We start from the raw sequence: 25,794 nt of genomic DNA on the forward strand, positions 1-25,794 counted from the left end.
GATTTATTCGCTTAAAGTCCGCTTTGCTACTGGAACATAACGACGCATGACAACACAGGCCCCACCTTCAAATTTGCTTCCCCTCAACCCGGAGCAGCTGGCGCGCCTACAGGCCGCGACTTCCGATTTTTCACCCACCCAGCTCGCCTGGGTTTCCGGCTATTTCTGGGGAATGCTGAACCAGCAGCCGGGTGCCGTGGCTGGCGTACCGCCAACGGCCGTTGAAATTCCTGCCATCACGCTGATCTCTGCCTCGCAAACGGGCAATGCCCGTCGCGTGGCCGAAGCGCTGCGTGATGACCTGCTCGCCGCGAAGCTGAACGTAAACCTGGTGAACGCCGGGGATTATAAATTCAAACAAATCGCGTCAGAAAAGCTGCTGGTGGTTGTCGCCTCAACGCAGGGGGAAGGTGAGCCTGCGGAAGAAGCCGTCGCGCTGCACAAGTTCCTGTTCTCGAAAAAAGCGCCAAAGCTGGAGGGCACAGCCTTTGCCGTGTTCGGCCTCGGCGATACGTCCTATGAATTCTTCTGCCAGTCCGGTAAAGACTTCGACAGCAAGCTGGCGGAGCTGGGCGCCGAGCGTCTGCTGGATCGCGTAGACGCTGATGTGGAATACCAGGCCGCCGCCGCCGAATGGCGCGCGCGCATCGTTGAGGTGCTGAAAGCCCGCGTCCCGAAAGAGACGCCGGCGCAGGCTGCTGTTACCGCAGCGGGCACCGTCAACGAGATCCACACCAGCCCTTACACCAAAGAGAGTCCGCTGACGGCGAGCCTGTCGGTGAACCAGAAAATCACCGGCCGCGATTCGGAAAAAGACGTGCGCCATATTGAGATCGATCTTGGCGATGCCGGCGTGCGTTATCAGCCTGGCGACGCGCTGGGCGTCTGGTATCAGAACGATCCGGCGCTGGTGCAAGAGCTCGTCGAGCTGCTGTGGCTGAAAGGCACCGAGCCGGTCTCCGTTGAAGGCAAAATGCTGCCGCTTTCCGAGGCGCTCCAGTGGCATTTCGAACTGACGGTTAATACCGCTAACATCGTGGAAAACTACGCCACCTTAACGCGCAGCGAGTCCCTCCTGCCGCTGGTGGGGGATAAGGCGAAGTTACAGCATTACGCCGCGACAACCCCGATTGTCGATATGGTGCGTTTCTCCCCGGCACAGCTGGATGCCGACGCGCTGATTGGCCTGCTGCGTCCGCTGACGCCGCGCCTTTACTCCATCGCCTCCTCTCAGGCTGAAGTGGAAAGCGAAGTCCACATCACCGTCGGCGTGGTGCGTTACGATATCGAAGGCCGTGCGCGGGCGGGCGGGGCGTCGAGCTTCCTTGCCGACCGCGTGGAAGAAGAGGGCGAGGTGCGCGTCTTTATCGAGCACAACGACAACTTCCGCCTGCCGGCGAACCCGGAAACGCCGGTGATCATGATTGGTCCGGGCACCGGCATTGCGCCGTTCCGCGCCTTCATGCAGCAGCGTGCGGCAGACGGCGCGCCGGGTAAAAACTGGCTGTTCTTCGGCAACCCGCACTTTACCGAAGATTTCCTCTACCAGGTGGAGTGGCAGCGCTACGTTAAAGAGGGCGTGCTGACCCGCATCGATCTGGCCTGGTCCCGCGATCAGAAAGAAAAAGTCTACGTACAAGACAAACTGCGCGAACAGGGCGCAGAGCTGTGGCGCTGGATCAATGACGGTGCCCACATTTATGTCTGCGGCGACGCCAATCGCATGGCGAAGGACGTTGAGCAGGCACTGCTGGAAGTGATTGCCGAATTCGGCGGTATGGATGCCGAAACGGCGGATGAATTTTTAAGTGAGCTGCGCGTTGAGCGCCGTTATCAGCGAGATGTCTACTAATGAGCGAAAAACATCCAGGGCCACTGGTGGTCGAAGGTAAACTGACAGACGCCGAGCGCATGAAGCTGGAAAGCAACTACCTGCGCGGTACCATTGCCGAAGATTTGAATGACGGCCTGACCGGCGGTTTTAAAGGTGACAACTTCCTGCTGATCCGTTTCCACGGGATGTACCAGCAGGACGACCGCGATATCCGCGCCGAGCGTGCCGAACAGAAGCTGGAGCCGCGTCACGCAATGCTGCTGCGCTGCCGTCTGCCGGGTGGGATCATCACCACGAAACAGTGGCAGGCGATCGACAAGTTTGCCCATGACAACACGATTTACGGCAGCATTCGTCTGACCAACCGTCAGACCTTCCAGTTCCACGGCATTCTGAAGAAGAACGTGAAGCCGGTTCACCAGATGCTGCACTCCGTGGGCCTGGACGCGCTGGCGACTGCCAACGACATGAACCGTAACGTGCTCTGCACCTCGAACCCATACGAGTCCGAGCTGCACGCCGAAGCGTATGAGTGGGCGAAGAAAATTTCCGAGCACCTGCTGCCGCGCACCCGCGCCTACGCGGAGATCTGGCTCGATCAGGAAAAAGTCGCCACCACCGATGAAGAGCCGATCCTCGGCCAGACCTATCTGCCGCGTAAGTTCAAAACCACGGTGGTGATCCCGCCGCAGAACGACATCGATCTGCACGCCAACGACATGAACTTCGTGGCGATTGCGGAAAACGGCAAGCTGATCGGCTTTAACCTGCTGGTGGGCGGCGGTTTGTCCATCGAGCACGGTAACAAGAAAACCTACGCCCGTACCGCGACCGAGTTCGGTTTCCTGCCGCTGGAGCACACCCTGGCCGTGGCGGAAGCGGTGGTCACTACCCAGCGCGACTGGGGTAACCGTACCGACCGTAAAAACGCGAAAACCAAATACACGCTCGAACGCGTCGGCGTGGAGACGTTCAAAGAAGAAGTGGAGCGTCGCGCGGGCATCACGTTTGAGCCGATCCGCCCTTACGAATTCACCGGTCGCGGTGATCGCATCGGCTGGGTGAAAGGCATCGACAATAACTGGCACCTGACGCTGTTCATTGAAAATGGCCGTATTCTGGATTATCCGGGCCGCCCGCTGAAAACCGGCCTGCTGGAAATCGCGAAGATCCACAAAGGCGAGTTCCGTATCACCGCTAACCAGAACCTGATCGTCGCCAGTGTGCCGGAAAGCGAAAAGGCGAGAATTGAAGAGCTGGCGCGCGAGCACGGGTTGATGAACGCGGTGAAGCCGCAGCGTGAAAACTCCATGGCCTGCGTATCGTTCCCGACCTGTCCTCTGGCGATGGCCGAAGCCGAGCGTTTCCTGCCGTCATTCACCGACAAAGTGGAAGCGATTCTGGAAAAACACGGCATTCCGGACGAGCATATTGTTATGCGCGTGACGGGCTGCCCGAACGGTTGTGGTCGCGCGATGCTGGCCGAGCTGGGGCTGGTGGGTAAAGCGCCGGGTCGCTATAACCTGCACCTGGGCGGTAACCGTATCGGAACGCGCATCCCGCGTATGTTCCGCGAGAACATCACCGAGCCGGAAATTCTCGATTCCCTCGACGTGCTTGTCGGACGCTGGGCAAAAGAGCGCGAAGCGGGTGAAGGCTTCGGAGACTTTACGGTGCGCGTGGGTATCATTCGCCCGGTGCTCGATCCCGCACGGGATTTCTGGGAGTAATCCATCCTTTGCCCGGTGGCGCTTCGCTTACCGGGCCTACGGGTTTTGTAGGCCGGGCAAACGCAGTGCCGCCCGGCGAAACAGGCAAACGAGGTTCTTATGTCCGTACTCGATCTAAACGCCCTGAATGCGCTGCCAAAAGTCGAACGCATTCTGGCCCTGGCAGAAACCAACGCCCAGCTGGAAAAGCTCGATGCTGAAGGGCGCGTGGCCTGGGCGCTGGAAAATCTGCCGGGAGACTACGTGCTCTCGTCGAGCTTTGGCATTCAGGCGGCGGTCAGCCTGCATCTGGTGAATCAGATCCGTCCGGACATTCCGGTGATCCTCACCGATACCGGCTACTTGTTTCCGGAGACCTACCAGTTTATCGACGAGCTGACGGACAAGCTCAGGCTGAACCTGAAGGTTTATCGCGCAACGGAAAGCGCGGCATGGCAGGAGGCGCGTTACGGCAAGCTGTGGGAACAGGGCGTTGAAGGCATTGAGAAATACAATGAAATCAACAAAGTCGAGCCGATGAACCGGGCACTGAAAGAGCTGAACGCCCAGACCTGGTTCGCCGGCCTGCGCCGGGAGCAGTCCGGGAGCCGCGCAACCTTACCGGTACTGGCTGTGCAGCGCGGCGTGTTCAAAGTGCTGCCGATCATCGACTGGGATAACCGCACGGTGTATCAGTACCTGCAAAAACACGGGCTGAAGTACCATCCGCTGTGGGATCAGGGCTACCTGTCAGTGGGGGATACGCACACCACGCGCAAATGGGAACCGGGAATGGCCGAAGAAGAGACGCGATTCTTTGGGCTGAAGCGCGAGTGCGGGCTGCACGAAGGGTAATGTTTTTTCGCCCGGTGGCGCTGCGCTTACCGGGCCTATAACGGCACGAAACGTAGGCCCGGTAAGGCATAGCCGCCACCGGGCTTAACGACATCAGGCTTTGCCCGCTTTCGCCAGCTCCTTCACCAGCGGCAGCATCACTTTCACGACATCCCGGCTGCGGTGCTCAATCCGCTGCGGCAGCGTTTTATCAATGTGCTGCTGATTATCCAGCCGCACGTCATGCCAGCTGGTCCCGTTCGGGAACGCCTTTGATTTGGCGCGCTGCTGATAGCCGTCCTTTTTGCCCAGCGTCCAGTTTGTCGCCTCGACGTACAGCACCGGGATGCCGGCCTTATCAAACACTTCACCGTCATTACAGCAGCCCGTGCCTTTTGGATAATCCGGGTTACCGCCCGGGTTTGTCGCGGCATAGACGCCATGCGAACGGGCAAGCGCCAGCGCGCGGTCGCGGGTGAGTTTACGTACGCTGCTTGGCGTGCTCTGTCCGCTATTAAAGTAGAGCTTATCTCCCACGATCAGATTATCGAGGTTAATCACCAGCAGCGTATTTTTCTTCTCCGCAGGGCTCATACGGTTGAGGAGATTCTCAGCGCCGAGTTTTCCTTCTTCTTCGCCGCTGGTCGCCACAAAGCGAATGCTGTATTCCGTTGGAATATTCTTCAGCCGTTCGGCCAGCTCAAGCATGACGCCCAGCCCTGCCGCATTGTCATCCAGCCCCTGAAGCGTCAACCCGCCGAGGTTATTGTCAATATCGGCGTCGCTCATCGGGGCGTAGGTATCAAGATGCGCCATGATGATAATCTGCTCGGCCGCTTTCCCCTCATGCGCCGCAATCACCGTGCTACCGGTCACGTTATGCCAGTTTTGCGTTTTATTCCGTGAGGTAAAGATGTAGCGGCTGTGAAAAGCGCGAATGTTGCTTTCGTAGCCCATATCCGCAAACTGCTGACGAATATAGTCTGCCGAGAGCATCTCGGCTGGGGTGCCTGTCATGCGGCCCGGAAAGACAGTCGCAATATGCCGCGCCTGCATACTGGCTATTTCACCGTAAGATTGATTTTTTGCCTGAGCCGGAAGGATAAAGCAAACGCCGAGCGCCAGGGCAACGAATCGGTGGCGCATTGCGGAAAACATAGTGAGTCCTTAAAAACAGAGCAAAATTTTAACCCGCATAGTATGAAACTGTGATCGGGTAGACACAATTTGAATTGCTCTTAAATGCCCGAAATTTCGCGTGTTAAGCACTTTTTGATATTTGCTTTTCCACGGCGTTATTCCATTGAGTAACTACTCATTCCAATTCGTAATTTCATTCGATCTAAGCCGCCCCCTATAGTCCCCTTATTCCTTGTTGTTAGCGAGTTGTTGCCTGTGGACTATCTCCCCCTTTTTGCCGCCCTGAAAGACCGACCGGTACTGGTTGTCGGGACGGGTGAAATTGCCGATCGCAAAATCGCGTTTTTGCAGCGCGCAGGGGCGCAGGTGCAGGTCGTAGAAGAGGCGGATTTTGAAGCGTCACAGATAGACAGCGTAGTGCTGGTCATTGCGGCAACCGAAGATCGGGCGCTCAATCGGCGCATCTCCGACGCCGCCCAGGCCCGCCACCGTCTGGTTAACGTGGTAGACGACCAGCCGCTGTGTTCATTTATCTTCCCGTCGATTGTTGACCGCTCGCCGCTGCTGGTGGCGATCTCCTCCGGCGGCACCGCACCGGTGCTGGCGCGCGTGCTGCGGGAAAAAATCGAAGCGCTGCTGCCAACCAGCCTCGGACGCATGGCGGAGAAAGCCAGCTACTGGCGCAGCCACCTGAAAACCCGTCTCACCAGCGTGGCGGAACGCCGCCGCTTCTGGGAGCGCGTTTTTCGCGGACGCTTTGCCAGCCTGATGCATGCCGGCAACGAGACGGCGGCGCAGCAAGTCCTCGAGGATGAGCTGGATAACCCCGGCAGTACGGGCGGGGAGATCATTCTGGTGGGCGCCGGGCCGGGCGATGCCGGGCTGCTGACGCTGCGTGGCCTCCAGGTGCTTCAGGATGCGGACGTAGTGTTCTACGACCACCTGGTCACCGACGGCATCCGCGAGCTGATCCGCCGGGACGCGGAGCAAATTTGCGTCGGCAAACGCGCCGGCGAGCACTCCGTGCCGCAGCACGACACTAATCAGATGCTGATTGCCGCCGCGAAAGCGGGCAAGACCGTGGTGCGCCTGAAAGGGGGTGACCCGTTTATCTTCGGACGTGGTGGCGAAGAATTGCAGGCGGCAGCCGAAGCGGGCGTTCCGTTTCAGGTGGTCCCCGGCATTACGGCGGCATCTGCCGTCACCGCCTATGCCGGTATTCCGCTGACCCATCGCGATTACGCCCAGAGCGTAACCTTCGTGACCGGGCACTATAAAGCCGACAGCACGCCGTTTGACTGGTCGCATCTGGCCCAGAGTCGACAAACGCTGGCGATTTATATGGGCACGATGAAGGCGGCAGACATCAGCGAACAGCTTATTCAGCACGGTCGCGATGCGACGACGCCGGTAGCCGTGATTTCCCGCGGAACACGCGTCGATCAGCACGTCGCTATCGGCACATTACAAGACCTTGCAACCCTGGCGAAAGATGCCCCGATGCCCGCCCTGATCGTGGTGGGAGAAGTGGTGCAGCTGCACAGCACGCTCGCCTGGTTCCAGCACACAACCGACACAGAAGGCTTCGGGTCTTCTGTTATCAATTTGGCTTAAGGAACGGTTATGGACCAAAAACGACTGACTCACCTGCGGCAGCTTGAAGCGGAAAGTATCCATATTATCCGCGAAGTGGCCGCCGAGTTTTCTAACCCGGTGATGATGTATTCCATCGGTAAAGATTCCAGCGTCATGCTGCACCTGGCGCGTAAAGCGTTTTATCCGGGCACGCTGCCGTTCCCGCTGCTGCACGTGGATACCGGCTGGAAATTCCGCGAGATGTACGAGTTCCGCGACCGTACCGCCAAAGCCTACGGCTGCGAGCTGCTGGTGCACAAAAACCCGGAAGGGGTGGCGATGGGCATCAACCCGTTCGTGCACGGCAGCGCCAAGCATACCGACATCATGAAAACCGAAGGGCTGAAGCAGGCGCTGAATAAATACGGTTTCGACGCGGCCTTCGGCGGCGCGCGCCGCGACGAGGAGAAATCCCGCGCCAAGGAGCGAATCTACTCCTTCCGCGACCGCTTCCACCGCTGGGACCCGAAAAACCAGCGCCCGGAGCTGTGGCACAACTACAACGGCCAGATCAACAAGGGCGAAAGCATTCGCGTCTTCCCGCTCTCCAACTGGACCGAGCTGGATATCTGGCAGTACATCTATCTGGAAAATATTGAAATCGTTCCGCTGTATCTGGCCGCCGAGCGCCCGGTGCTGGAGCGCGACGGCATGCTGATGATGATCGACGACGATCGTATTGATTTACAGCCGGGCGAAGTGATCAAGAAACAGATGGTCCGTTTCCGTACTCTCGGCTGCTGGCCGTTGACCGGCGCGGTGGAATCGAACGCGCAGACGCTGCCGGAGATCATCGAGGAGATGCTGGTGTCGACCACCAGTGAGCGACAGGGCCGCGTGATTGACCGCGACCAGGCAGGCTCCATGGAGCTGAAGAAACGTCAGGGTTATTTCTAAGGAGCCGCCATGAACACGACTATTGCCCAACAAATTGCCGATGAAGGCGGCGTGGAAGCTTATCTGCACGCCCAACAGTACAAAAGCCTGCTGCGTTTCCTGACCTGCGGCAGCGTTGATGACGGGAAAAGTACCCTGATTGGCCGTCTGCTGCACGACACGCGCCAGATTTACGAAGATCAGCTCTCTTCCCTGCACAACGACAGTAAACGTCACGGTACCCAGGGCGAAAAACTCGATCTGGCGCTGCTGGTGGACGGCTTGCAGGCGGAGCGTGAGCAGGGGATTACCATTGATGTGGCCTATCGCTACTTCTCCACCGAGAAGCGCAAGTTTATTATCGCCGACACCCCGGGGCATGAGCAGTACACCCGCAACATGGCAACCGGCGCCTCCACCTGCGACCTGGCGATCCTGCTGATCGACGCCCGCAAAGGCGTGCTGGATCAGACCCGTCGTCACAGCTTTATCTCTACGCTGCTGGGGATCAAACACCTGGTGGTGGCGGTCAATAAAATGGACCTGGTGGACTATAGCGAAGCGCGATTCGACGAGATCCGCCAGAGCTACCTGACCTTTGCAGAACAGCTGCCGGGCAACCTGGATATTCGCTTCGTGCCGCTCTCGGCGCTGGAAGGGGATAACGTCGCCTCTCAGAGCGCGAAGATGCCGTGGTACAGCGGCCCAACGCTGCTGGAAGTGCTGGAAACCGTTGAAATTCAGCGCGTGGTTGAGACCCAGCCGATGCGCTTCCCGGTGCAGTACGTTAACCGCCCGAATCTCGATTTCCGCGGCTTCTCGGGCACCATTGCATCCGGCTCCGTCAACGTGGGCCAGCGCGTGAAGGTGCTGCCATCCGGCGTGGAATCGGCCATCGCCCGTATCGTTACCTTTGATGGCGATCTGGACGAAGCCGGGGCAAGTGAAGCGGTGACGCTGGTACTGAAAGACGAGATTGATATCAGCCGTGGCGATCTGCTGGTTGACGCGCAGGAAACGCTGGCGGCGGTGCAGGGCGCGTCCGTGGACGTGGTGTGGATGGCGGAACAGCCGCTGACCGCAGGCCAGAGCTACGATATGAAAATTGCCGGGAAGAAAACCCGTGCCCGCGTGGACGGCATTCAGTTCCAGGTGGACATCAACAACCTGACCCAGCGCGACGTAAGCGAGCTGCCGCTGAACGGCATCGGCCTGGTGGACCTGACCTTCGACGAGCCGCTGGTGCTGGATCCATATCAGCAGAACCCGGTGACGGGCGGGCTGATTTTTATCGACCGCCTGACGAACGTCACCGCCGGTGCCGGGATGGTGCGCGAGCCAAACGCGCAGGCTGCCGTGGCCTCTGAGTTCAGCGCGTTTGAGCTGGAGCTGAACGCGCTGGTGCGTAAGCACTTCCCGCACTGGGGCGCTCGCGATCTGCTGGGAGGCAAGTAATGGCTGCCCATGATGAGAACGTCGTCTGGCATCCTCATCCGGTCACCGTCGCCCAGCGCGAACAGCTCCACGGTCACCGTGGGGTTGTGCTGTGGTTTACCGGGCTGTCTGGCTCCGGTAAATCCACGGTGGCAGGCGCGCTGGAAGAGGCGCTGCATCAGCAGGGAGTAAGCACCTATCTGCTGGACGGCGACAACGTGCGTCACGGCCTGTGCAGTGATTTGGGGTTCAGCGATGACGACCGCAAAGAGAACATTCGTCGGGTGGGAGAGGTCGCCAGCCTGATGGCGGATGCCGGGCTGGTGGTGCTGACGGCGTTTATCTCGCCGCACCGCGCTGAACGTCAGATGGTGCGTGAGCGCGTGGGGCAGAATCGCTTCATTGAGGTGTTTGTGGATACGCCGCTTGAGATCTGCGAAGCGCGCGATCCAAAAGGACTGTACAAAAAAGCCCGTGCGGGAGAGCTGCGAAACTTCACCGGGATTGACGCGGTTTACGAAGCGCCTGAATCCCCTGAGATTCATCTGGAAGGCCAACAATTGGTAACAAATTTAGTAAGCCAATTATTAGACCTGCTCAGACGGGACGATATTATCAGATCCTGAGACGGTATCGTTCGGGAGCTGTCTTCCCGAGCGATGAGTCACGGTCACAGGATTAGCTATGCGCAACAGTGAAAACTACATTATTACCACCGGGTCGGAACCGTTAACGACCGACGACGAGACGACCTGGTCCTTTCCTGGGGCGATTGTCGGCTTCGTGTCGTGGTTACTGGCGCTGGGTATCCCGTTTTTGATCTACGGTGGAAACACACTCTTCTTCTTTCTCTATACCTGGCCTTTCTTCCTCGCGCTGATGCCCGTTGCGGTGGTTGTCGGCGTTGCGCTGCACTCCCTTTTTAACGGCAAGCTCCTGTATAGTACGCTCATCACTATTGCCACCGTTGTGATCATCTTTGGTCTGCTGTTTTTATGGCTGATGGGCTAACTTACGGCATAATTAAAACCCCGCAGTAGAGTCCAGCGGAAAGTTATGGGATGATGATGCCGTTTTTTCAGGGGGCAGGATGGGTAAACTAACGCTGCTGTTGCTGGCTTTGCTGGTCTGGCTGCAATATTCGCTGTGGTTCGGCAAAAACGGACTGCACGACTACAGCCGGGTGAGCGATGACGTCGCGGCACAGCAGGCGACAAACGCCAAACTTAAAGCGCGTAACGATCAACTTTTTGCTGAAATTGATGACCTCAATGGCGGCCAGGAGGCGATTGAGGAGCGCGCACGCAATGAACTCAGTATGACTAAGCCGGGCGAAACGTTTTATCGTCTGGTTCCGGATGCGTCTAAACGCAATCAGGGCTCCGCACAAAACAATCGATAATCAGGCCCAGGATTACGACATGGCAGCAACTTTTTCGGACGTCTGTGCCGTGGTGCCGGCCGCAGGTTTTGGCCGGCGCATGCAGACAGAGTGTCCCAAGCAGTACCTCTCAATTGGTGATAAAACGATCCTCGAGCACGCCGTGGCGGCGCTGCTGGCGCATCCTCGGGTGACGCGCGTTGTGATTGCCATCAGCCCCGGCGATGCGCGTTTTGCGCAGCTTCCGCTGGCAAATCATCCTCAGATTACCGTTGTTGACGGCGGCGCCGAGCGGGCCGACTCCGTTCTGGCGGGCATTCAGGCTGCCGGACACGCGCAGTGGGTGCTGGTGCACGATGCCGCGCGTCCCTGCCTGCATCACGACGATCTGTCGCGTCTGCTGGCCCTGAGTGAAACCAGTAAAGTGGGCGGTATTCTGGCCGCGCCGGTGCGTGACACCATGAAGCGCGCCGAACCGGGTAAACCGGCGATTGCGCACACCGTTGAGCGCGTTGATTTATGGCACGCGCTGACGCCACAATTTTTCCCCCGCGAATTACTCCACGACTGCTTAACGCGTGCGCTTAAAGAAGGTGCGACCATTACGGACGAAGCCTCGGCGCTGGAGTATTGCGGTTTTCACCCCACGCTTGTTGAAGGGCGCGCTGATAATATAAAAGTGACGCGCCCGGAAGACTTACAGCTCGCGGAATTTTATCTTACCCGTACGACTTCTCAGGAGAAGGCATAATGCGTATTGGACACGGTTTTGATGTACACGCCTTTGGCGGCGTTGGCCCAATTATCATTGGCGGCGTGCGTATTCCTTACGAAAAAGGCCTGCTGGCGCACTCTGACGGCGACGTGGCGCTGCATGCGCTGACCGACGCGCTGCTGGGTGCCGCCGCGCTGGGCGACATCGGCAAACTGTTCCCGGACACCGATCCTGCTTTTAAGGGCGCGGACAGCCGCGAGCTGCTGCGCGAAGCGTGGCGCCGCATTCAGGCCAGGGGCTACACCCTCGGCAACGTTGACGTGACGATCATTGCTCAGGCGCCGAAGATGCTGCCGCATATCCCGCAGATGCGCGTGTTTATTGCCGAAGATCTGGGCTGCCATATGGACGACGTCAACGTCAAAGCCACCACCACGGAGAAGCTGGGCTTTACCGGCCGTGGCGAAGGCATTGCCTGTGAGGCCGTGGCGCTGCTGGTGAAGGCGGCCAAATGACCGATTTCGATAATCTGACGTATCTGCACGGTAAACCGCAGGGCAATGGGCTGCTGAAGGCCAACCCTGAAGATTTCGTGGTGGTGGAAGATCTCGGGTTTGAGCCGGACGGCGAAGGCGAGCACATTCTGGTGCGTATCCTGAAAAACGGCTGCAACACCCGCTTCGTGGCGGACGCGCTGGCAAAATTCCTCAACATTCACGCCCGCGAGGTGAGCTTCGCCGGGCAGAAAGATAAGCACGCCGTGACCGAGCAGTGGCTTTGCGCCCGCGTGCCCGGCAATGCGATGCCTGATTTAAGCAAATTTGAGCTTGAAGGCTGTAAGGTGCTGGAGTACGCCCGCCACAAGCGCAAGCTGCGTCTGGGCGCACTGAAAGGCAATGCTTTTACCCTGGTACTGCGCGAAGTGACCGACCGCGAAGACGTTGAAAAACGCCTGAAGGCCATTAACGAACGCGGCGTGCCGAACTATTTCGGCGCGCAGCGCTTTGGGATCGGCGGCAGCAACCTGCTGGGCGCGCTGCGCTGGGCGCAAAGCGATGCACCGGTGCGGGATCGTAATAAACGCAGTTTTTGGTTGTCGGCAGCCCGCAGCGCGTTGTTTAATCAGATTGTGAGCGAACGGCTGAAAAAACCGGACGCGAATCAAGTTGTTGTCGGCGATGCGCTACAATTAGCGGGACGCGGAAGCTGGTTTGTGGCAACGGCCGAAGAGATGGCCGATGTCCAGTCGCGCGTGGACGCTAAAGCGCTGATGATCACCGCCGCCTTGCCGGGCTCGGGCGACTGGGGAACCCAGGGCGAGGCGCGGGTTTTTGAGGAGTCAGCGGTGGCGGATGCGCCGGAATTACAATCATTGCTGGTGCGGGAAAAGGTCGAGGCGGCACGCCGTGCGATGCTCCTCTACCCGCAACAGCTGAGCTGGAACTGGTGGGATGACGTAACCGTCGAGTTACGCTTCTGGCTGCCGGCAGGTAGCTTTGCCACCAGTGTTGTCAGGGAACTTATCAACACGTCGGGTGATTATGCGAATATTGCTGAGTAACGATGACGGGATCCATGCGCCAGGTATTCAGACGCTGGCCAAACACCTCCGTGAATTTGCGGATGTGCAGGTCGTGGCTCCCGATCGTAACCGCAGCGGCGCGTCTAACTCATTGACGCTGGAGTCTTCACTACGCACCTTTACCTTTGAGAATGGCGATATTGCCGTTCAGATGGGGACGCCGACCGACTGCGTGTTTCTGGGCGTGAACGCGCTGATGCGCCCGCGACCGGACGTTGTGGTCTCCGGCATCAATGCCGGGCCAAATCTTGGCGATGATGTGATTTACTCCGGTACCGTGGCCGCGGCGATGGAAGGCCGTCACCTGGGGTTCCCGGCGCTGGCGGTCTCGTTAAACGGTCACACCCACTACGATACTGCCGCCGCGGTGACCTGCTCTCTTCTGCGTGCGCTTGGCCGCGAGCCGCTGCGTACCGGACGTATTCTCAATATTAACGTGCCGGATCTCCCGCTGGACGAGATTAAAGGGATCCGCGTGACGCGCTGCGGCAGTCGCCATCCTGCCGATCAGGTTATTCCCCAGCAGGATCCGCGCGGCAATACCCTGTACTGGATCGGCCCGCCGGGAGATAAATGCGATGCCGGGCCAGACACCGACTTCGCTGCGGTGGATGAGGGATACGTTTCCGTTACGCCGTTGCACGTGGATTTAACCGCTTATAGCGCGCATGATGTGGTGTCGGACTGGTTAGATCGGGTCGGAGTGAACGCGCAATGGTAAGTAAACGTGTACAAACTCTTCTGGAACAATTACGCGCTCAGGGGATCGCCAGCGAGCAGGTGCTGGATGCGCTCGCTCAGGTTCCCCGCGAGAAGTTTGTAGATGAGGCGTTTGAACACAAAGCGTGGGAAAACGTGGCGCTGCCCATTGGGCAAGGGCAGACGATTTCGCAGCCCTACATGGTGGCGCGGATGACGGAGCTTCTGGAGTTAACGCCAGAATCCCGGGTGCTGGAAATTGGCACCGGTTCAGGGTATCAAACCGCGATCCTGGCCCACCTTGTGCACCATGTCTGTTCGGTGGAACGGATTAAAGGGTTACAGTGGCAGGCGCGCCGTCGCCTGAAACAGCTTGATTTACATAATGTATCGACACGCCACGGTGATGGATGGCAGGGTTGGCAGGCTCGCGCCCCGTTTGACGCCATCATTGTCACGGCAGCGCCACCTGAAATCCCCGCTGCACTTCTCTCGCAGCTGGACGAGGGCGGCATTCTGGTTTTGCCCGTCGGAGATGAGCAGCAGCTTCTGAAGCGCGTTCGTCGACGCGGCGGCGAGTATATTATCGATACCGTGGAAGCCGTGCGCTTTGTGCCCCTGGTTAAGGGTGAGCTGGCCTGAGACTCGGATTTTTCCAGGGTTATTAAGGCAAATTCAGCGTATGGTGTGGCGCGATAGGTTCGTGCCATCACGGTTATTTTTAAGTCACTGGTAGTTAACACATTCCTGGGGGATAAATGAGCGCGGGAAGCCCAAAATTCACCATCAGCCGTGTTGCGGCATTATCACTGGTTTCGCTCTGGCTTGCAGGCTGTTCAAATTCGAATAACGCGCCTGCGCCCGTCAGTTCCGTGAATGGAACCAGCGGCTCGGGTAACACGTCCAGCGGAATGTTGATCACGCCTCCGCCTAAAATGGGCACCTCAACGGCGCAGCAAACTCCGCAGATCCAGCCGGTTCAGCGTCCAGTTACGCAGCCTACGCAGATTCAGCCAGTCGATCAGCCTGTTCAGACCGAAAATGGCCGCATAGTGTATAACCGCAAGTATGGGAACATTCCGAAAGGTAGCTATACCGGCGGCAGCACCTATACCGTGAAGCGCGGCGACACGCTGTTCTATATTGCCTGGATCACCGGGAACGATTTCCGCGATCTGGCACAGCGAAACAACGTCCAGGCCCCGTATGCTCTGGAAGTTGGGCAAACGCTTCAGGTTGGCAACGCGACGGGGACACCGCTTACGCCAGGCAACACCGTTTCGGCTGCCGACGTCACCGCGCAAAATAACAGCGTTACCCCTGCACAAAAAACCACCACGGCGGTTGCTTCCCAACCTGTAATTACGTATTCTGAGGATTCAGGTGATCAGAGTGCTAACAAAATGTTGCCGAATAATAAAGGTACTGCGACTGTTGTCACAGCACCGACTACGGCACCTGTGGTTAGCTCTACTGTACCGACTGCAAGCAGTCAGAATGCCAGCTCGTCAATCAATACCTGGCGCTGGCCAACTGACGGCAAGATTATCGAGAACTTTGCAACCTCTGAGGGGGGGAACAAAGGGATCGATATCGCAGGCAGTAAAGGACAGGCAATCATCGCGACCGCAGACGGACGCGTTGTCTATGCCGGTAACGCACTGCGCGGTTACGGTAATCTTATTATCATCAAACATAATGATGATTACCTGAGTGCCTACGCCCATAACGACACGATGCTGGTCCGGGAACAACAAGAAGTTAAGGCGGGGCAAAAAATCGCTACCATGGGTAGCACCGGAACCAGTTCTACACGCTTGCATTTTGAAATTCGTTACAAGGGGAAATCCGTAAACCCGCTGCAATATTTACCGCAGCGATAAATTGACGGGGCATGCCAGCCAGGGTGTCTCGTCCAGGGATCACGGGTAGGAGCCACCTTTATGAGTCAGAATACGCTGAAAGTTCATGATTTAAATGAAGACGCGGAATTTGATGAGAACGGATCAGAGGCTTTTGACGAAAAAGCCTTAGTAGAAGAGGAACCCAGTGATAACGATTTGGCTGAAGAAGAGCTGTTATCGCAGGGTGCCACACAGCGTGTGCTGGACGCGACTCAGCTTTACCTTGGGGAGATTGGTTACTCCCCACTGCTAACGGCCGAAGAAGAAGTCTATTTCGCACGTCGTGCTTTGCGTGGTGATGTTGCCTCGCGTCGTCGCATGATCGAAAGTAACCTGCGACTGGTCGTGAAAATTGCCCGCCGTTACGGCAATCGTGGTCTGGCTCTGCTGGATCTGATTGAAGAGGGCAACTTAGGTCTCATCCGCGCAGTTGAGAAGTTTGACCCGGAACGCGGGTTCCGTTTCTCAACCTACGCGACCTGGTGGATTCGTCAGACCATCGAACGGGCTATTATGAACCAGACCCGTACGATTCGACTGCCGATTCACATCGTCAAAGAGTTGAATGTTTATCTGCGTACCGCGCGCGAGTTGTCCCATAAGCTGGACCACGAGCCAAGTGCGGAAGAGATTGCAGAGCAACTCGACAAACCGGTTGATGACGTAAGCCGTATGCTGCGTCTCAACGAGCGCATTACCTCGGTTGACACCCCGCTGGGTGGCGACTCCGAAAAAGCGCTGCTGGACATCCTGGCCGATGAAAAAGACAACGGCCCGGAAGACACCACGCAGGACGATGACATGAAACAGAGCATCGTTAAATGGCTGTTCGAACTGAACGCGAAACAGCGTGAAGTGCTGGCACGTCGTTTCGGTTTACTGGGGTATGAAGCTGCGACACTGGAAGACGTCGGCCGTGAGATTGGCCTGACCCGTGAACGTGTTCGTCAGATTCAGGTTGAAGGTCTGCGCCGCTTGCGTGAAATCCTGCAAGGGCAAGGTCTGAATATCGAAGCGCTGTTCCGCGAGTAAGCAACCATTCGTCAGAAAAAGGCCCGTCGTGAGACGGGCCTTTTTTATGCCTTACGATTGCGCCGTTTCGTGCAGCAAACGCCAGGTGATGGTATCGCCTTCCTGATTGAGCACCGCGGTTGACCAGCGCACGTTAACGGGCTGGCCTGGCCGGGTTTGCGTCTCCCGGTAATGAAGCACCGCGCCGTTGTCCCACGTCTGTAGCGTCCTTAACGCATCAATGCCGATCCTGAGCCCAGGCCGGGCTCCACGCTGCGCGTTTAAAAATTGAGCAAGGGCGTGATGGTCTAAAGGTGTGCCACCTGGCGTGACCATCAGAAAGTCCGGGTGGAAACGGGCGAGCAGGGCATCGGGATCGCCTTTGCCTTCACCTAACCAGTTTTCAAGTGCGACGTGGATGTCGAGGATCTCTTGTTCGAAATGCGTCATGGTTGCTCCTGTTGCAGATGCGCAAGCAGCTGCGCGTTGTTAAGACGACAGACGTACAGTATGGGCAGTAGGGTGATGGCTGCGGCAAAAATAAACATCCCGTGCCAGGCGGCCAGCGGCGCGATATTCGCCTGCATGGTGCTCAGCACCTGGGCCAGCAGCAGGGCGCCCATAAAAAAGCTCAGCTGACGATTCAGATTCCACAGCGCGCTGGCATCTGGCATATCTTCCCGCCGCACCGTCAAAAACGCGCTGCTCTGAGCCGTGCTGCTACACAGGCTTCCCCCGGCTCCCATCAGCGCAAACGCAACGGCAGGTAACAGCATTGCCGAAGTGACGTTAATTAAAAGCAGAATGCCCGCCGCCTGCAAAAGGCAACCGATGACCACCAGCGGCCGGGGGCCGATACGGTTGAAATAGCGTCCTGTCGCGGTGATAGCCAAAAATGAGGCCACAGACCACGGCAGCATAAGCATCCCCGTTGCGGCGGGTGTCATATTGGCCTCGTTCTGGAGGTAATACATGCCCGTTACGTTTACGCCAATAAAGATGCCGGGTACGCACACATAGATGAGCATGGATAAGCGCAAAAGCGGATCCGCCAGCAAAGACAGATTTACTCTCCTGGTGGTTTTTATCGGTGACACTTCTGTTTTAAGCCACGCGCAGGCCAAAACAAAGGTAACGATGGCGACGGGCAGGGTGGCAAAAAATATCCAGCGCCAGCTTAACGTCTGCACCAGCATGCCGCCCACAGCCGGTGAGCAGGCGGGGGCAAGCAGTGCGACCAGCATCACCGCCGAGGAGAGTCTGGCCCGCTCGTGAGGCTTAAACTGTTGCCAGGTCAGCGCCTGGCCAACCGGGATCAGTAAACCGCCTCCGGCCCCCTGCGCTACTCGCCATGCAATCAGACTTTCCAGCGAAGAGGAGAGGCCCGCCGCAACGGAAGCCGCGCTAAAGAGGGCCAGCGAGAGCAGGATAACGCGCTTCGGCCCGACGCGGCGCGTCAGGATGCTGCTGAAAGGGATGACTAACGTCAGCCCGGCAATGTATCCGTTACTGACCCAGGCAAGCGCAGATGGTGTGGTATTAAACGCGTGGGCCATTGCCGGAAAGGCGACGCTGGCAATAAACGTGTTTATCAAATCAAGGAAAAAGCCGAGCAGAAAAACAACGGCGATTTTGCTGCGATACGTCATGGAAGTTCCTCCGGTGAGGTGGCGTATCGTATCGGCCCCGGCGTTACGGATAAACGCGACAAAGCACGATATACTGTCAACATTATTTTGACAGTAAGCCAGGCAAGCGATGCTTAATCTACAGCGAACGGCGATGTTTATCGCCGTAGCGGACACCGGCAGTTTCACCGCCGCGGCGGAGGCGATGGGGCTGACAAAAGCGGTGGTCAGTTTCCATATTCGTCAGCTTGAAGAGGAGCTGGGTGTAACTCTGCTGCTGCGATCCACCCGTCGCCTGACGCTGACCGAGGCAGGAAGGCTTTTTCATCAGCGAAGCGTGATGCTGTTAAGGGATGCCGAGCGATTGCAGGATGACGTTCGCGCCAACCATGCCGGGCTGACGGGAGAACTGCGGATCACTACCACGCCCGAGTATGGTTCGCAGGTGGTGGTGCCTTTGCTGGCTGAATTTAGCCAGCAGCATCCGGACCTTCGCGTGCGGCATGTCTCGTCCTCTGTGCATGCCGATCTTATCGCGGAGCGCTTCGATGTCGCTATTCGGCTGGGTACGCTTGCCGATTCGCGCTATCACGCCGCATTGATTACCACCTTCACCATCCTGCCTGTGGCAACGCCAGGCTGGCTGGCAAACCATCCGGTTGAATCGCTGGAGCAGCTGGCAGATGCTGACTGGATTATTCACGAGCGTTTAACTTCGCCGCTGCGCTGGCAGGTGAAAGGCGTTGATCGACATCCGGTGTCCTTTGAGATCAAAAAAGCACCGCGCCTGTATGCAGACAGTGCCCAGGCGCTGATGGCTTTTGCCCTCGCCGGATGTGGGGTGGCGCTGTTGCCGGCGTGGCTGGTGCGAAACGCACTGGAGGCGGGTGATCTGGTCTCGCTGTTACCGGCGTATACGTTTGCTCAGCAGGGCATTTATGCCGTCTATCCCGATGCCCAGCATGTGCCGGCAAAAGTGCGCACGTTTATCGATTTCATGCGCGCCAGGGCTGGTTAATCGTGCATCATCTTTATGATGAGCGCTACAAATTGCTCTCGTTCCGCGTCGTTAAGGCGCCCCAAAAACGCCTCATCCACCTTATTTCCAATCGGTTTACTGCTTCCCAGCAGGGCCTCACCTTCAGCCGTCAGGAAAACAAAGCGACGGCGCTTGTCCGCAGGATCGTGCTCGCGCCTGACCAGACCGCGTGATTCCATACGGCTCAGCATTTCCGCCAGCGTCGCTTTGGTGCTCACCGCGACGTCAGTCAGTGCAACCTGCTCTATGCCAGGATTTTCAGCTATCGACCGCATCACCGCATATTGTGGCTTGGTCAGCTCGGGTAAAGCGTGCTGCCACTGGGCGGTATGCTGTTGAAAAAGCTGGCGTAGCAGGTGAAAAGCTTCTTGTCTTAACTCCATGAACACTCCGACGGAAAAATACTCCTTCTATGATAGCCGCTCTCAGCCTGAATTTTAACGCGAGAGTTTTTAGCGATAAGTGTGATCGTGTACGAACGATCTTGTCAGGCGCAGGATCCAGGAGTAGTTTACTTAATATGTTCGTATACGAACGAATTTATTGAGGTGCTGAATGAGACTGATTGTAGGAATGACGGGCGCGACGGGTGCGCCATTAGGCGTGGCGCTGTTGCAGGCGCTGCGGGAAATGCCGGAGGTGGAAACGCATTTGGTGATGTCGAAGTGGGCAAAAACCACGATTGAGCTGGAAACCCCCTTCACCGCGCATGACGTTGCCGCACTGGCGGATGTCGTTCATAGCCCTGCCGATCAGGCTGCCACCATCTCCTCCGGCTCGTTTCGCACCGACGGCATGATCGTCATCCCGTGCAGCATGAAAACGCTGGCGGGTATCCGCGCGGGCTACGCTGAAGGGCTGGTGGGGCGTGCGGCAGACGTGGTGCTGAAAGAGGGGCGCAAGCTGGTGCTCGTCCCTCGTGAAACGCCGCTCAGCACCATTCATCTTGAGAACATGCTTGCCCTTTCACGCATGGGCGTGGCGATGGTGCCGCCTATGCCTGCGTACTACAACCACCCGCAAACCGCCGATGACATCACCCAGCATATCGTGACCCGGGTGCTCGACCAGTTTGGTCTGGAGCATAAAAAAGCCCGACGCTGGAAGGGTTTGCAGGCAGCGAAACATTTTTCACAGGAGAATAACGATGGCATTTGATGATTTGAGAAGCTTCTTGCAGGCGCTTGATGAACAAGGGCAGCTGCTGAAAATTGAGGAAGAGGTTAACGCGGAGCCGGATCTGGCGGCGGCCGCCAACGCTACCGGGCGCATTGGCGATGGCGCGCCTGCGCTGTGGTTCGATAATATCCGCGGCTTCACCGATGCCCGCGTGGTGATGAACACCATTGGCTCGTGGCAAAACCACGCCATTTCGATGGGGCTGCCGGCGAATACCCCGGTGAAAAAACAGATCGACGAGTTTATTCGTCGCTGGGACAAATTCCCCGTCGCGCCAGAGCGTCGTGCAAATCCGGCCTGGGCGGAGAATACGGTTGACGGAGAAGACATCAACCTGTTCGACATTTTGCCGCTGTTCCGCCTGAACGACGGCGACGGGGGTTTTTATCTTGATAAAGCGTGCGTTGTCTCGCGCGATCCGCTCGACCCCGATCACTTCGGCAAGCAGAACGTCGGTATTTATCGGATGGAAGTGAAGGGCAAGCGTAAGCTCGGCCTGCAACCGGTGCCGATGCATGATATCGCGCTGCATCTGCATAAGGCCGAAGAGCGCGGCGAAGATCTGCCCATTGCGATTACGTTGGGTAACGATCCGATCATCACCCTGATGGGTGCCACGCCGCTGAAATACGATCAGTCCGAATATGAGATGGCCGGCGCGCTACGCGAAAGCCCATATCCGATTGCGACGGCCCCGCTGACCGGTTTCGATGTGCCGTGGGGGTCGGAAGTGATACTGGAAGGGGTGATTGAAGGCCGGAAACGCGAGATTGAAGGGCCATTCGGCGAGTTTACCGGGCACTACTCCGGTGGACGCAACATGACGGTCGTGCGCATCGATAAAGTGTCTTACCGTACCAAACCCATTTTCGAATCTCTTTACCTGGGGATGCCGTGGACCGAAATTGATTATCTGATGGGGCCCGCCACCTGCGTGCCGCTTTATCAGCAGCTGAAGGCAGAATTCCCGGAAGTGCAGGCGGTTAACGCCATGTACACACACGGCCTGCTGGCGATTATCTCCACCAAAAAACGGTACGGCGGTTTTGCTCGTGCGGTCGGGCTCCGCGCCATGACCACGCCGCACGGTCTGGGCTACGTGAAGATGGTGATTATGGTGGATGAGGACGTCGATCCGTTTAACCTGCCCCAGGTGATGTGGGCGCTGTCATCAAAAGTCAATCCGGCGGGCGATCTGGTACAGCTACCGAATATGTCTGTGCTGGAGCTTGACCCCGGCTCCAGCCCGGCGGGGATCACTGACAAGCTGATCATTGATGCCACCACGCCTGTTGCCCCGGACAACCGTGGCCACTACAGCCAGCCGGTACAGGATCTCCCTGAAACCAAAGCCTGGGCCGAAAAACTGACCGCGATGCTGGCGGCACGTCAATAAGGAGGAAAAAATGATTTGTCCACGTTGTGCCGATGAACATATTGAGGTGATGGCAACATCACCGGTGAAAGGTGTCTGGACGGTATACCAGTGTCAGCACTGTCTGTATACCTGGCGCAATACCGAACCGCTGCGCCGGACCAGCCGTGAACACTATCCTGAAGCATTCCGTATGACGCAGAAGGATATTGACGAGGCACCGCAGGTGCCGACTATCCCGCCTCTGCTGTAAAGGAAAAGCCCGGTGGCGCCAGGTTTATCGGGCGATAATATTGTGCGGTCTTCTGCCCGGTGGCGCTGCGCTTACCGGGCCTACGGGTTTTGTAGGCCGGGTAAGGCGAAGCCGCCAACCGGCAAAACAGACCGCAGAGAACTAAACCAGACTCTTCAGCCGATAAATCCACTCCAGCGCCTGGCGCGGCGTCAGCGAGTCCGGATCCAGATTTTCCAGCGCTTCCACGGCCGGAGACGTCTCTTCCGGGGCCGCCAGCAGCGACATCTGCGTGCCATCTATCTGCGTGGCTGCCGCATTCGGTGACAAACTTTCCAGCTCACGCAATTTCTGACGCGCGCGCTTAATCACCTCTTTCGGCACGCCCGCCAGCGCGGCGACGGCCAGGCCATAACTCTTGCTTGCCGCGCCGTCCTGCACCGTGTGCATAAAGGCGATGGTATCGCCGTGCTCAAGCGCATCAAGATGGACGTTAGCCACGCCTTCCATTTTCTCTGGCAGCTGTGTCAGTTCGAAATAGTGAGTCGCGAACAGCGTCAGCGCCTTGATTTTATTTGCCAGACTTTCCGCACACGCCCAGGCCAGAGACAGGCCGTCATAGGTGGACGTACCGCGTCCCACTTCATCCATCAACACCAGACTGTTCTCTGTTGCGTTATGCAGAATGTTGGCGGTTTCGGTCATCTCGACCATAAAGGTGGAGCGACCGCTCGCCAGATCGTCCGCCGCACCTACACGGGTGAAGATTCGGTCGACAGGACCAATCTCAACCTTCTGCGCAGGAACGTAGCTGCCAATATAGGCGAGCAGCGCGATAAGGGCTGTCTGGCGCATATAGGTACTTTTACCGCCCATGTTAGGGCCGGTAATGATCAGCATTCTTCGCTGCGGTGACAGGTTCAATGGGTTGGCAATAAACGGCTCGTTCAGCACCTGCTCAACCACCGGGTGACGGCCTTCGGTAATGCGAATACCGGGTTTGTCAGTGAAGGCTGGACAGGTGTAATTCAGCGTCTCGGCGCGCTCGGCCAGGTTCACCAGCACATCCAGCTCGGCCAGCGCGGCGGCGCTCTGTTGCAGGTCAGCCAGGTGCGGCATCAGGATATCGAACAGCTCGTCATAAAGCTGTTTTTCCAGCGCCAGCGCTTTACCTTTCGACGTGAGAACTTTGTCCTCGTACTCTTTCAGCTCGGGAATAATATAGCGCTCGGCGTTTTTCAGCGTCTGGCGGCGAACGTAGTGAATCGGTGCCAGGTGGCTCTGGCCACGACTGATCTGGATATAGTAGCCGTGTACGGCGTTGTAACCCACTTTAAGGGTATCGAGCCCCAGACGTTCACGCTCGCGGATTTCCAGCTTATCCAGATAATCCGTCGCGCCATCGGCCAGCGCGCGCCATTCGTCCAGCTCTTCGTTGTAACCCGGGGCAATGACGCCGCCATCGCGCACCAGAACAGGTGGCGCATCGATGATGGCGCGTTCCAGCAGCTCGCGAAGCTCGTTAAATTCGCCCATTGTTTCGCGAAGCTTTTGCACCGGCGCGCTGTCGACTTCTTCCAGCTGAGCGCGCAGTTCCGGCAACTGCTGGAAAGCGTGACGCATACGGGCGAGATCGCGTGGACGCGCGGTGCGCAATGCCAGACGTGCAAGGATTCGCTCAAGATCACCCACCTGACGCAGCACCGGCTGCAACTCGGTGTAACGATCCTGCAATGCGGCAATGGTTTGCTGGCGGCCGATGAGCGTTTCGGTATTGCGAATCGGCATATGCAGCCAGCGTTTGAGCATACGGCTGCCCATTGGGGTAACCGTGCTGTCGAGAACCGACGCCAGCGTGTTTTCAATGCCACCAGCGAAGTTCTGTGTGATCTCCAGGTTGCGGCGCGTGGCGGCATCCATGATGATGCTGTCCTGCTGACGCTCCATCGTAATGGAACGGATATGGGGCAGGGCGGTACGCTGCGTATCCTTTACGTACTGCAACAGGCAGCCTGCTGCGCACAGCCCGCGCGGTGCATTTTCCACGCCAAAGCCAATCAAATCGCGCGTGCCAAATTGCAGGTTCAGCTGCTGGCGCGCGGTATCAATTTCGAACTCCCACAGTGGACGACGACGCAGGCCGCGGCGGCCTTCGATCAGCGCCATTTCGGCGAAATCCTCTGCGTAGAGCAGTTCTGCCGGATTGGTGCGCTGTAGCTCGGCCGCCATGGTTTCACGGTCAGCCGGTTCACTCAGGCGAAAACGACCGGAACTGATGTCCAGCGTGGCGTAGCCAAACCCTTTACCGTCCTGCCAGATGGCCGCCAGCAGGTTATCCTGACGCTCCTGAAGCAGGGCTTCATCGCTGATGGTCCCCGGCGTGACGATGCGCACGACCTTGCGCTCAACGGGGCCTTTCGACGTTGCTGGGTCGCCAATTTGTTCGCAGATGGCGACAGACTCGCCCTGGTTCACCAGTTTCGCCAGATAGTTTTCAACCGCGTGATGCGGGATGCCCGCCATCGGGATCGGCTCACCTGCCGACGCGCCACGTTTCGTCAGGGAAATGTCGAGCAGCTGAGACGCACGTTTCGCATCGTCATAAAAAAGCTCGTAAAAATCGCCCATACGGTAAAACAGCAGAATTTCTGGATGCTGTGCTTTCAGCTTCAGATACTGCTGCATCATCGGCGTATGTGCGTCGAAATTGTCGATTGTGCTCATGGAGTTATGATATCCATTTCTTTGAAAATATTACGCTTTGAGCGGCTCAATGGCCGATTGTTCCTTCTATTGTCGCATGAAAAAAAGGTGCGGCGCAGAAAAAAGTCACGACTTTACGAGGCTTCTTCCGCCATCAATTCAATGACGATTTTCCCGTGCTCGACGCCCACCCGAACCTGAGCGTTGGTGGTAAACCCCGCCTTTTCAAGCCAGTCGCCCTTCAGGCTCAGCGCGGCGTGCACACTGTAGCGTTTTGGGATTTTCGTTTTACGATCTTCATGACGTTTTCTGAAGTAACCCACTTTTAAGTGACGATAGGGTTTGGCGATCGCGATCTGCTGCATAGGCTCTCCGGTGAACAGGGCAAGGTAGTACTTCATGCCTGTATAAAATACCAGTAAAAAGCAGCGTAGGGGCGGGTAATTCTGGAAGGACGCTTCAGAAATTGGAATGCAATGACTGAAAATGCGCAGATAAAAAGGTATTATAAATGCACTTTATTGGTGAGGACGACGTCATGTCCGGTAAACTTATTTCACGCGAAAAAAAGACGATCGCCAGAATGATCGCGCTGTATGAACGCCAGTGTCCTGAGGCCTCAAGGGAAGAAGGACATTATCAGGCGCTGAAGGCGTATGCCGATAAGCGGCTGGATAAATGCGTGTTCGGTGAGGAAAAGCCCGCCTGCAAACAGTGCCCTGTACACTGCTATCAGCCCGCCAGACGGGAAGAGATGAAGCAGGTGATGCGCTGGGCAGGGCCACGGATGTTATGGCGTCATCCGATTCTGACTATCCGTCATCTGATCGACGATCGCCGTCCGGTGCCGGAATTACCGGAAAAGTATCGGCCCAAAAAATAAT

At 57.5% G+C, this 25,794-nt stretch carries 27 protein-coding genes; 21 read left to right on the forward strand and 6 right to left on the reverse strand.

Annotated features, from left to right (window positions below; all coding sequences use genetic code 11):
• Positions 1–46 precede the first annotated feature (46 nt).
• From cysJ to cysH, 3 genes are all read left to right on the forward strand, one after another.
• Entirely contained in the window at positions 47–1,852 is a 1,806-nt protein-coding gene (gene cysJ / locus INF58_RS11445) for an NADPH-dependent assimilatory sulfite reductase flavoprotein subunit (protein ID WP_193527706.1), read from the forward strand.
• Positions 1,852–3,564 carry an assimilatory sulfite reductase (NADPH) hemoprotein subunit gene (gene cysI / locus INF58_RS11450; RefSeq protein WP_193527707.1) on the forward strand — a complete coding sequence of 571 codons (1,713 nt, stop codon included), beginning with the start codon at positions 1,852–1,854 and terminating at the stop codon, positions 3,562–3,564. Before cysJ ends, cysI begins: the two co-directional genes overlap by 1 nt.
• A gap of 99 nt (positions 3,565–3,663) precedes the next feature.
• A complete protein-coding gene (gene cysH / locus INF58_RS11455; RefSeq protein WP_003862694.1) occupies positions 3,664–4,398 on the forward strand; it encodes a phosphoadenosine phosphosulfate reductase in 735 nt (244 codons plus the stop codon).
• 93 nt (positions 4,399–4,491) lie between these two features.
• On the opposite strand, the gene INF58_RS11460 is transcribed toward cysH, so the two are convergent.
• Positions 4,492–5,535, reverse strand: coding sequence for an aminopeptidase (locus INF58_RS11460; RefSeq protein WP_193527708.1), 1,044 nt, complete (start codon positions 5,533–5,535; stop codon positions 4,492–4,494).
• A gap of 237 nt (positions 5,536–5,772) precedes the next feature.
• On the opposite strand from INF58_RS11460, the gene cysG reads away from it, so the two are divergent.
• The 13 genes from cysG (at position 5,773) to rpoS (ending at position 16,775) form a co-directional block, all read left to right on the forward strand.
• Positions 5,773–7,131: a siroheme synthase CysG gene (gene cysG, locus INF58_RS11465; protein WP_063451892.1), complete on the forward strand. Its 1,359-nt coding sequence runs from the start codon at positions 5,773–5,775 to the stop codon at positions 7,129–7,131.
• A gap of 9 nt (positions 7,132–7,140) precedes the next feature.
• The gene (gene cysD, locus INF58_RS11470) at positions 7,141–8,049 is read left to right on the forward strand and encodes a sulfate adenylyltransferase subunit CysD (RefSeq protein WP_008499613.1); all 909 of its coding nucleotides are present in this window, start codon (positions 7,141–7,143) and stop codon (positions 8,047–8,049) included.
• Positions 8,050–8,058: 9 nt separating this feature from the next.
• A complete protein-coding gene (cysN, locus tag INF58_RS11475) occupies positions 8,059–9,483 on the forward strand; it encodes a sulfate adenylyltransferase subunit CysN (RefSeq protein WP_193527709.1) in 1,425 nt (474 codons plus the stop codon).
• The gene (gene cysC / locus INF58_RS11480; protein ID WP_063451890.1) at positions 9,483–10,088 is read left to right on the forward strand and encodes an adenylyl-sulfate kinase; all 606 of its coding nucleotides are present in this window, start codon (positions 9,483–9,485) and stop codon (positions 10,086–10,088) included. Before cysN ends, cysC begins: the two co-directional genes overlap by 1 nt.
• A gap of 58 nt (positions 10,089–10,146) precedes the next feature.
• Entirely contained in the window at positions 10,147–10,473 is a 327-nt protein-coding gene (locus INF58_RS11485; protein ID WP_193034936.1) for a DUF3561 family protein, read from the forward strand.
• Between the two features lie 79 nt (positions 10,474–10,552).
• Positions 10,553–10,864 carry a cell division protein FtsB gene (gene ftsB / locus INF58_RS11490; protein WP_003862095.1) on the forward strand — a complete coding sequence of 104 codons (312 nt, stop codon included), beginning with the start codon at positions 10,553–10,555 and terminating at the stop codon, positions 10,862–10,864.
• Between the two features lie 19 nt (positions 10,865–10,883).
• Entirely contained in the window at positions 10,884–11,594 is a 711-nt protein-coding gene (gene ispD, locus INF58_RS11495) for a 2-C-methyl-D-erythritol 4-phosphate cytidylyltransferase (RefSeq protein ID WP_064909830.1), read from the forward strand.
• Positions 11,594–12,073 carry a 2-C-methyl-D-erythritol 2,4-cyclodiphosphate synthase gene (ispF, locus tag INF58_RS11500; protein WP_063451887.1) on the forward strand — a complete coding sequence of 160 codons (480 nt, stop codon included), beginning with the start codon at positions 11,594–11,596 and terminating at the stop codon, positions 12,071–12,073. The genes ispD and ispF overlap by 1 nt, the downstream gene beginning before the upstream one ends.
• Positions 12,070–13,119, forward strand: coding sequence for a tRNA pseudouridine(13) synthase TruD (gene truD, locus INF58_RS11505; protein WP_063869366.1), 1,050 nt, complete (start codon positions 12,070–12,072; stop codon positions 13,117–13,119). The genes ispF and truD overlap by 4 nt, the downstream gene beginning before the upstream one ends.
• Positions 13,100–13,861, forward strand: a complete 762-nt coding sequence (gene surE / locus INF58_RS11510) for a 5'/3'-nucleotidase SurE (RefSeq protein ID WP_006811764.1) — start codon at positions 13,100–13,102, stop codon at positions 13,859–13,861. Before truD ends, surE begins: the two co-directional genes overlap by 20 nt.
• On the forward strand, positions 13,855–14,481 hold the full coding sequence (locus INF58_RS11515; protein ID WP_063451884.1) for a protein-L-isoaspartate(D-aspartate) O-methyltransferase: 627 nt from the start codon (positions 13,855–13,857) through the stop codon (positions 14,479–14,481). Before surE ends, INF58_RS11515 begins: the two co-directional genes overlap by 7 nt.
• Before the next feature lie 116 nt (positions 14,482–14,597).
• The gene (gene nlpD / locus INF58_RS11520; protein ID WP_193527710.1) at positions 14,598–15,722 is read left to right on the forward strand and encodes a murein hydrolase activator NlpD; all 1,125 of its coding nucleotides are present in this window, start codon (positions 14,598–14,600) and stop codon (positions 15,720–15,722) included.
• 60 nt (positions 15,723–15,782) lie between these two features.
• Positions 15,783–16,775: an RNA polymerase sigma factor RpoS gene (gene rpoS, locus INF58_RS11525; protein WP_022649182.1), complete on the forward strand. Its 993-nt coding sequence runs from the start codon at positions 15,783–15,785 to the stop codon at positions 16,773–16,775.
• A 51-nt stretch (positions 16,776–16,826) separates the two neighbouring features.
• Here the strand turns inward: rpoS and INF58_RS11530 are convergent, their stop codons facing one another.
• Positions 16,827–17,204 (reverse strand): DUF4440 domain-containing protein, encoded by a 378-nt coding sequence (locus tag INF58_RS11530; RefSeq protein ID WP_063869372.1) that lies wholly within the window; start codon positions 17,202–17,204, stop codon positions 16,827–16,829.
• Positions 17,201–18,403 (reverse strand): MFS transporter, encoded by a 1,203-nt coding sequence (locus INF58_RS11535; protein ID WP_193527711.1) that lies wholly within the window; start codon positions 18,401–18,403, stop codon positions 17,201–17,203. The genes INF58_RS11530 and INF58_RS11535 overlap by 4 nt, the downstream gene beginning before the upstream one ends.
• 109 nt (positions 18,404–18,512) lie before the next feature.
• On the opposite strand from INF58_RS11535, the gene INF58_RS11540 reads away from it, so the two are divergent.
• On the forward strand, positions 18,513–19,400 hold the full coding sequence (locus tag INF58_RS11540) for a LysR family transcriptional regulator (protein WP_193527712.1): 888 nt from the start codon (positions 18,513–18,515) through the stop codon (positions 19,398–19,400).
• On the opposite strand, the gene INF58_RS11545 is transcribed toward INF58_RS11540, so the two are convergent.
• A complete protein-coding gene (locus INF58_RS11545) occupies positions 19,397–19,804 on the reverse strand; it encodes a MarR family winged helix-turn-helix transcriptional regulator (RefSeq protein ID WP_063451879.1) in 408 nt (135 codons plus the stop codon). The two genes, INF58_RS11540 and INF58_RS11545, sit on opposite strands and share 4 nt — an antisense overlap.
• A gap of 172 nt (positions 19,805–19,976) precedes the next feature.
• On the opposite strand from INF58_RS11545, the gene INF58_RS11550 reads away from it, so the two are divergent.
• From INF58_RS11550 to INF58_RS11560, 3 genes are read left to right on the forward strand one after another with little or no spacing between them, the layout of a single operon-like run.
• Positions 19,977–20,579 carry a non-oxidative hydroxyarylic acid decarboxylases subunit B gene (locus INF58_RS11550; protein WP_063451878.1) on the forward strand — a complete coding sequence of 201 codons (603 nt, stop codon included), beginning with the start codon at positions 19,977–19,979 and terminating at the stop codon, positions 20,577–20,579.
• On the forward strand, positions 20,569–21,996 hold the full coding sequence (locus INF58_RS11555; protein ID WP_063451877.1) for a non-oxidative hydroxyarylic acid decarboxylases subunit C: 1,428 nt from the start codon (positions 20,569–20,571) through the stop codon (positions 21,994–21,996). Before INF58_RS11550 ends, INF58_RS11555 begins: the two co-directional genes overlap by 11 nt.
• 10 nt (positions 21,997–22,006) lie before the next feature.
• Positions 22,007–22,228, forward strand: coding sequence for a non-oxidative hydroxyarylic acid decarboxylases subunit D (locus tag INF58_RS11560; protein WP_033146398.1), 222 nt, complete (start codon positions 22,007–22,009; stop codon positions 22,226–22,228).
• Positions 22,229–22,369: 141 nt separating this feature from the next.
• Here the strand turns inward: INF58_RS11560 and mutS are convergent, their stop codons facing one another.
• Together mutS and INF58_RS11570 are read right to left on the reverse strand one after the other, a co-directional pair.
• Complete coding sequence (mutS, locus tag INF58_RS11565; RefSeq protein ID WP_193527713.1) at positions 22,370–24,931, reverse strand: DNA mismatch repair protein MutS; 2,562 nt, start codon at positions 24,929–24,931, stop codon at positions 22,370–22,372.
• A gap of 113 nt (positions 24,932–25,044) precedes the next feature.
• Positions 25,045–25,275 (reverse strand): SymE family type I addiction module toxin, encoded by a 231-nt coding sequence (locus INF58_RS11570; RefSeq protein WP_193527714.1) that lies wholly within the window; start codon positions 25,273–25,275, stop codon positions 25,045–25,047.
• A 173-nt stretch (positions 25,276–25,448) separates the two neighbouring features.
• On the opposite strand from INF58_RS11570, the gene INF58_RS11575 reads away from it, so the two are divergent.
• Positions 25,449–25,793: a nitrous oxide-stimulated promoter family protein gene (locus tag INF58_RS11575; RefSeq protein ID WP_193527715.1), complete on the forward strand. Its 345-nt coding sequence runs from the start codon at positions 25,449–25,451 to the stop codon at positions 25,791–25,793.
• Position 25,794 lies beyond the last annotated feature (1 nt).

The sequence above is a fragment of the Enterobacter cloacae complex sp. P24RS genome, assembly GCF_014982165.1.
GTDB classification, from domain to species: domain Bacteria; phylum Pseudomonadota; class Gammaproteobacteria; order Enterobacterales; family Enterobacteriaceae; genus Enterobacter; species Enterobacter quasihormaechei.

Coding starts and splice junctions, on each gene's coding strand:
- INF58_RS11545 (WP_063451879.1), bottom strand. CDS start 19,804: ATGGAGTTAAGACAAGAAGCTTTTCACCTGCTACGCCAGCTTTTTCAA.
- truD (WP_063869366.1), top strand. CDS start 12,070: ATGACCGATTTCGATAATCTGACGTATCTGCACGGTAAACCGCAGGGC.
- mutS (WP_193527713.1), bottom strand. CDS start 24,931: ATGAGCACAATCGACAATTTCGACGCACATACGCCGATGATGCAGCAG.
- INF58_RS11535 (WP_193527711.1), bottom strand. CDS start 18,403: ATGACGTATCGCAGCAAAATCGCCGTTGTTTTTCTGCTCGGCTTTTTC.
- INF58_RS11560 (WP_033146398.1), top strand. CDS start 22,007: ATGATTTGTCCACGTTGTGCCGATGAACATATTGAGGTGATGGCAACA.
- INF58_RS11460 (WP_193527708.1), bottom strand. CDS start 5,535: ATGTTTTCCGCAATGCGCCACCGATTCGTTGCCCTGGCGCTCGGCGTT.
- cysC (WP_063451890.1), top strand. CDS start 9,483: ATGGCTGCCCATGATGAGAACGTCGTCTGGCATCCTCATCCGGTCACC.
- INF58_RS11530 (WP_063869372.1), bottom strand. CDS start 17,204: ATGACGCATTTCGAACAAGAGATCCTCGACATCCACGTCGCACTTGAA.
- cysN (WP_193527709.1), top strand. CDS start 8,059: ATGAACACGACTATTGCCCAACAAATTGCCGATGAAGGCGGCGTGGAA.
- cysI (WP_193527707.1), top strand. CDS start 1,852: ATGAGCGAAAAACATCCAGGGCCACTGGTGGTCGAAGGTAAACTGACA.
- INF58_RS11575 (WP_193527715.1), top strand. CDS start 25,449: ATGTCCGGTAAACTTATTTCACGCGAAAAAAAGACGATCGCCAGAATG.
- cysD (WP_008499613.1), top strand. CDS start 7,141: ATGGACCAAAAACGACTGACTCACCTGCGGCAGCTTGAAGCGGAAAGT.
- INF58_RS11515 (WP_063451884.1), top strand. CDS start 13,855: ATGGTAAGTAAACGTGTACAAACTCTTCTGGAACAATTACGCGCTCAG.
- INF58_RS11550 (WP_063451878.1), top strand. CDS start 19,977: ATGAGACTGATTGTAGGAATGACGGGCGCGACGGGTGCGCCATTAGGC.
- ispF (WP_063451887.1), top strand. CDS start 11,594: ATGCGTATTGGACACGGTTTTGATGTACACGCCTTTGGCGGCGTTGGC.
- INF58_RS11555 (WP_063451877.1), top strand. CDS start 20,569: ATGGCATTTGATGATTTGAGAAGCTTCTTGCAGGCGCTTGATGAACAA.
- surE (WP_006811764.1), top strand. CDS start 13,100: ATGCGAATATTGCTGAGTAACGATGACGGGATCCATGCGCCAGGTATT.
- ispD (WP_064909830.1), top strand. CDS start 10,884: ATGGCAGCAACTTTTTCGGACGTCTGTGCCGTGGTGCCGGCCGCAGGT.
- nlpD (WP_193527710.1), top strand. CDS start 14,598: ATGAGCGCGGGAAGCCCAAAATTCACCATCAGCCGTGTTGCGGCATTA.
- cysJ (WP_193527706.1), top strand. CDS start 47: ATGACAACACAGGCCCCACCTTCAAATTTGCTTCCCCTCAACCCGGAG.
- INF58_RS11485 (WP_193034936.1), top strand. CDS start 10,147: ATGCGCAACAGTGAAAACTACATTATTACCACCGGGTCGGAACCGTTA.
- INF58_RS11570 (WP_193527714.1), bottom strand. CDS start 25,275: ATGCAGCAGATCGCGATCGCCAAACCCTATCGTCACTTAAAAGTGGGT.
- ftsB (WP_003862095.1), top strand. CDS start 10,553: ATGGGTAAACTAACGCTGCTGTTGCTGGCTTTGCTGGTCTGGCTGCAA.
- INF58_RS11540 (WP_193527712.1), top strand. CDS start 18,513: ATGCTTAATCTACAGCGAACGGCGATGTTTATCGCCGTAGCGGACACC.
- cysH (WP_003862694.1), top strand. CDS start 3,664: ATGTCCGTACTCGATCTAAACGCCCTGAATGCGCTGCCAAAAGTCGAA.
- rpoS (WP_022649182.1), top strand. CDS start 15,783: ATGAGTCAGAATACGCTGAAAGTTCATGATTTAAATGAAGACGCGGAA.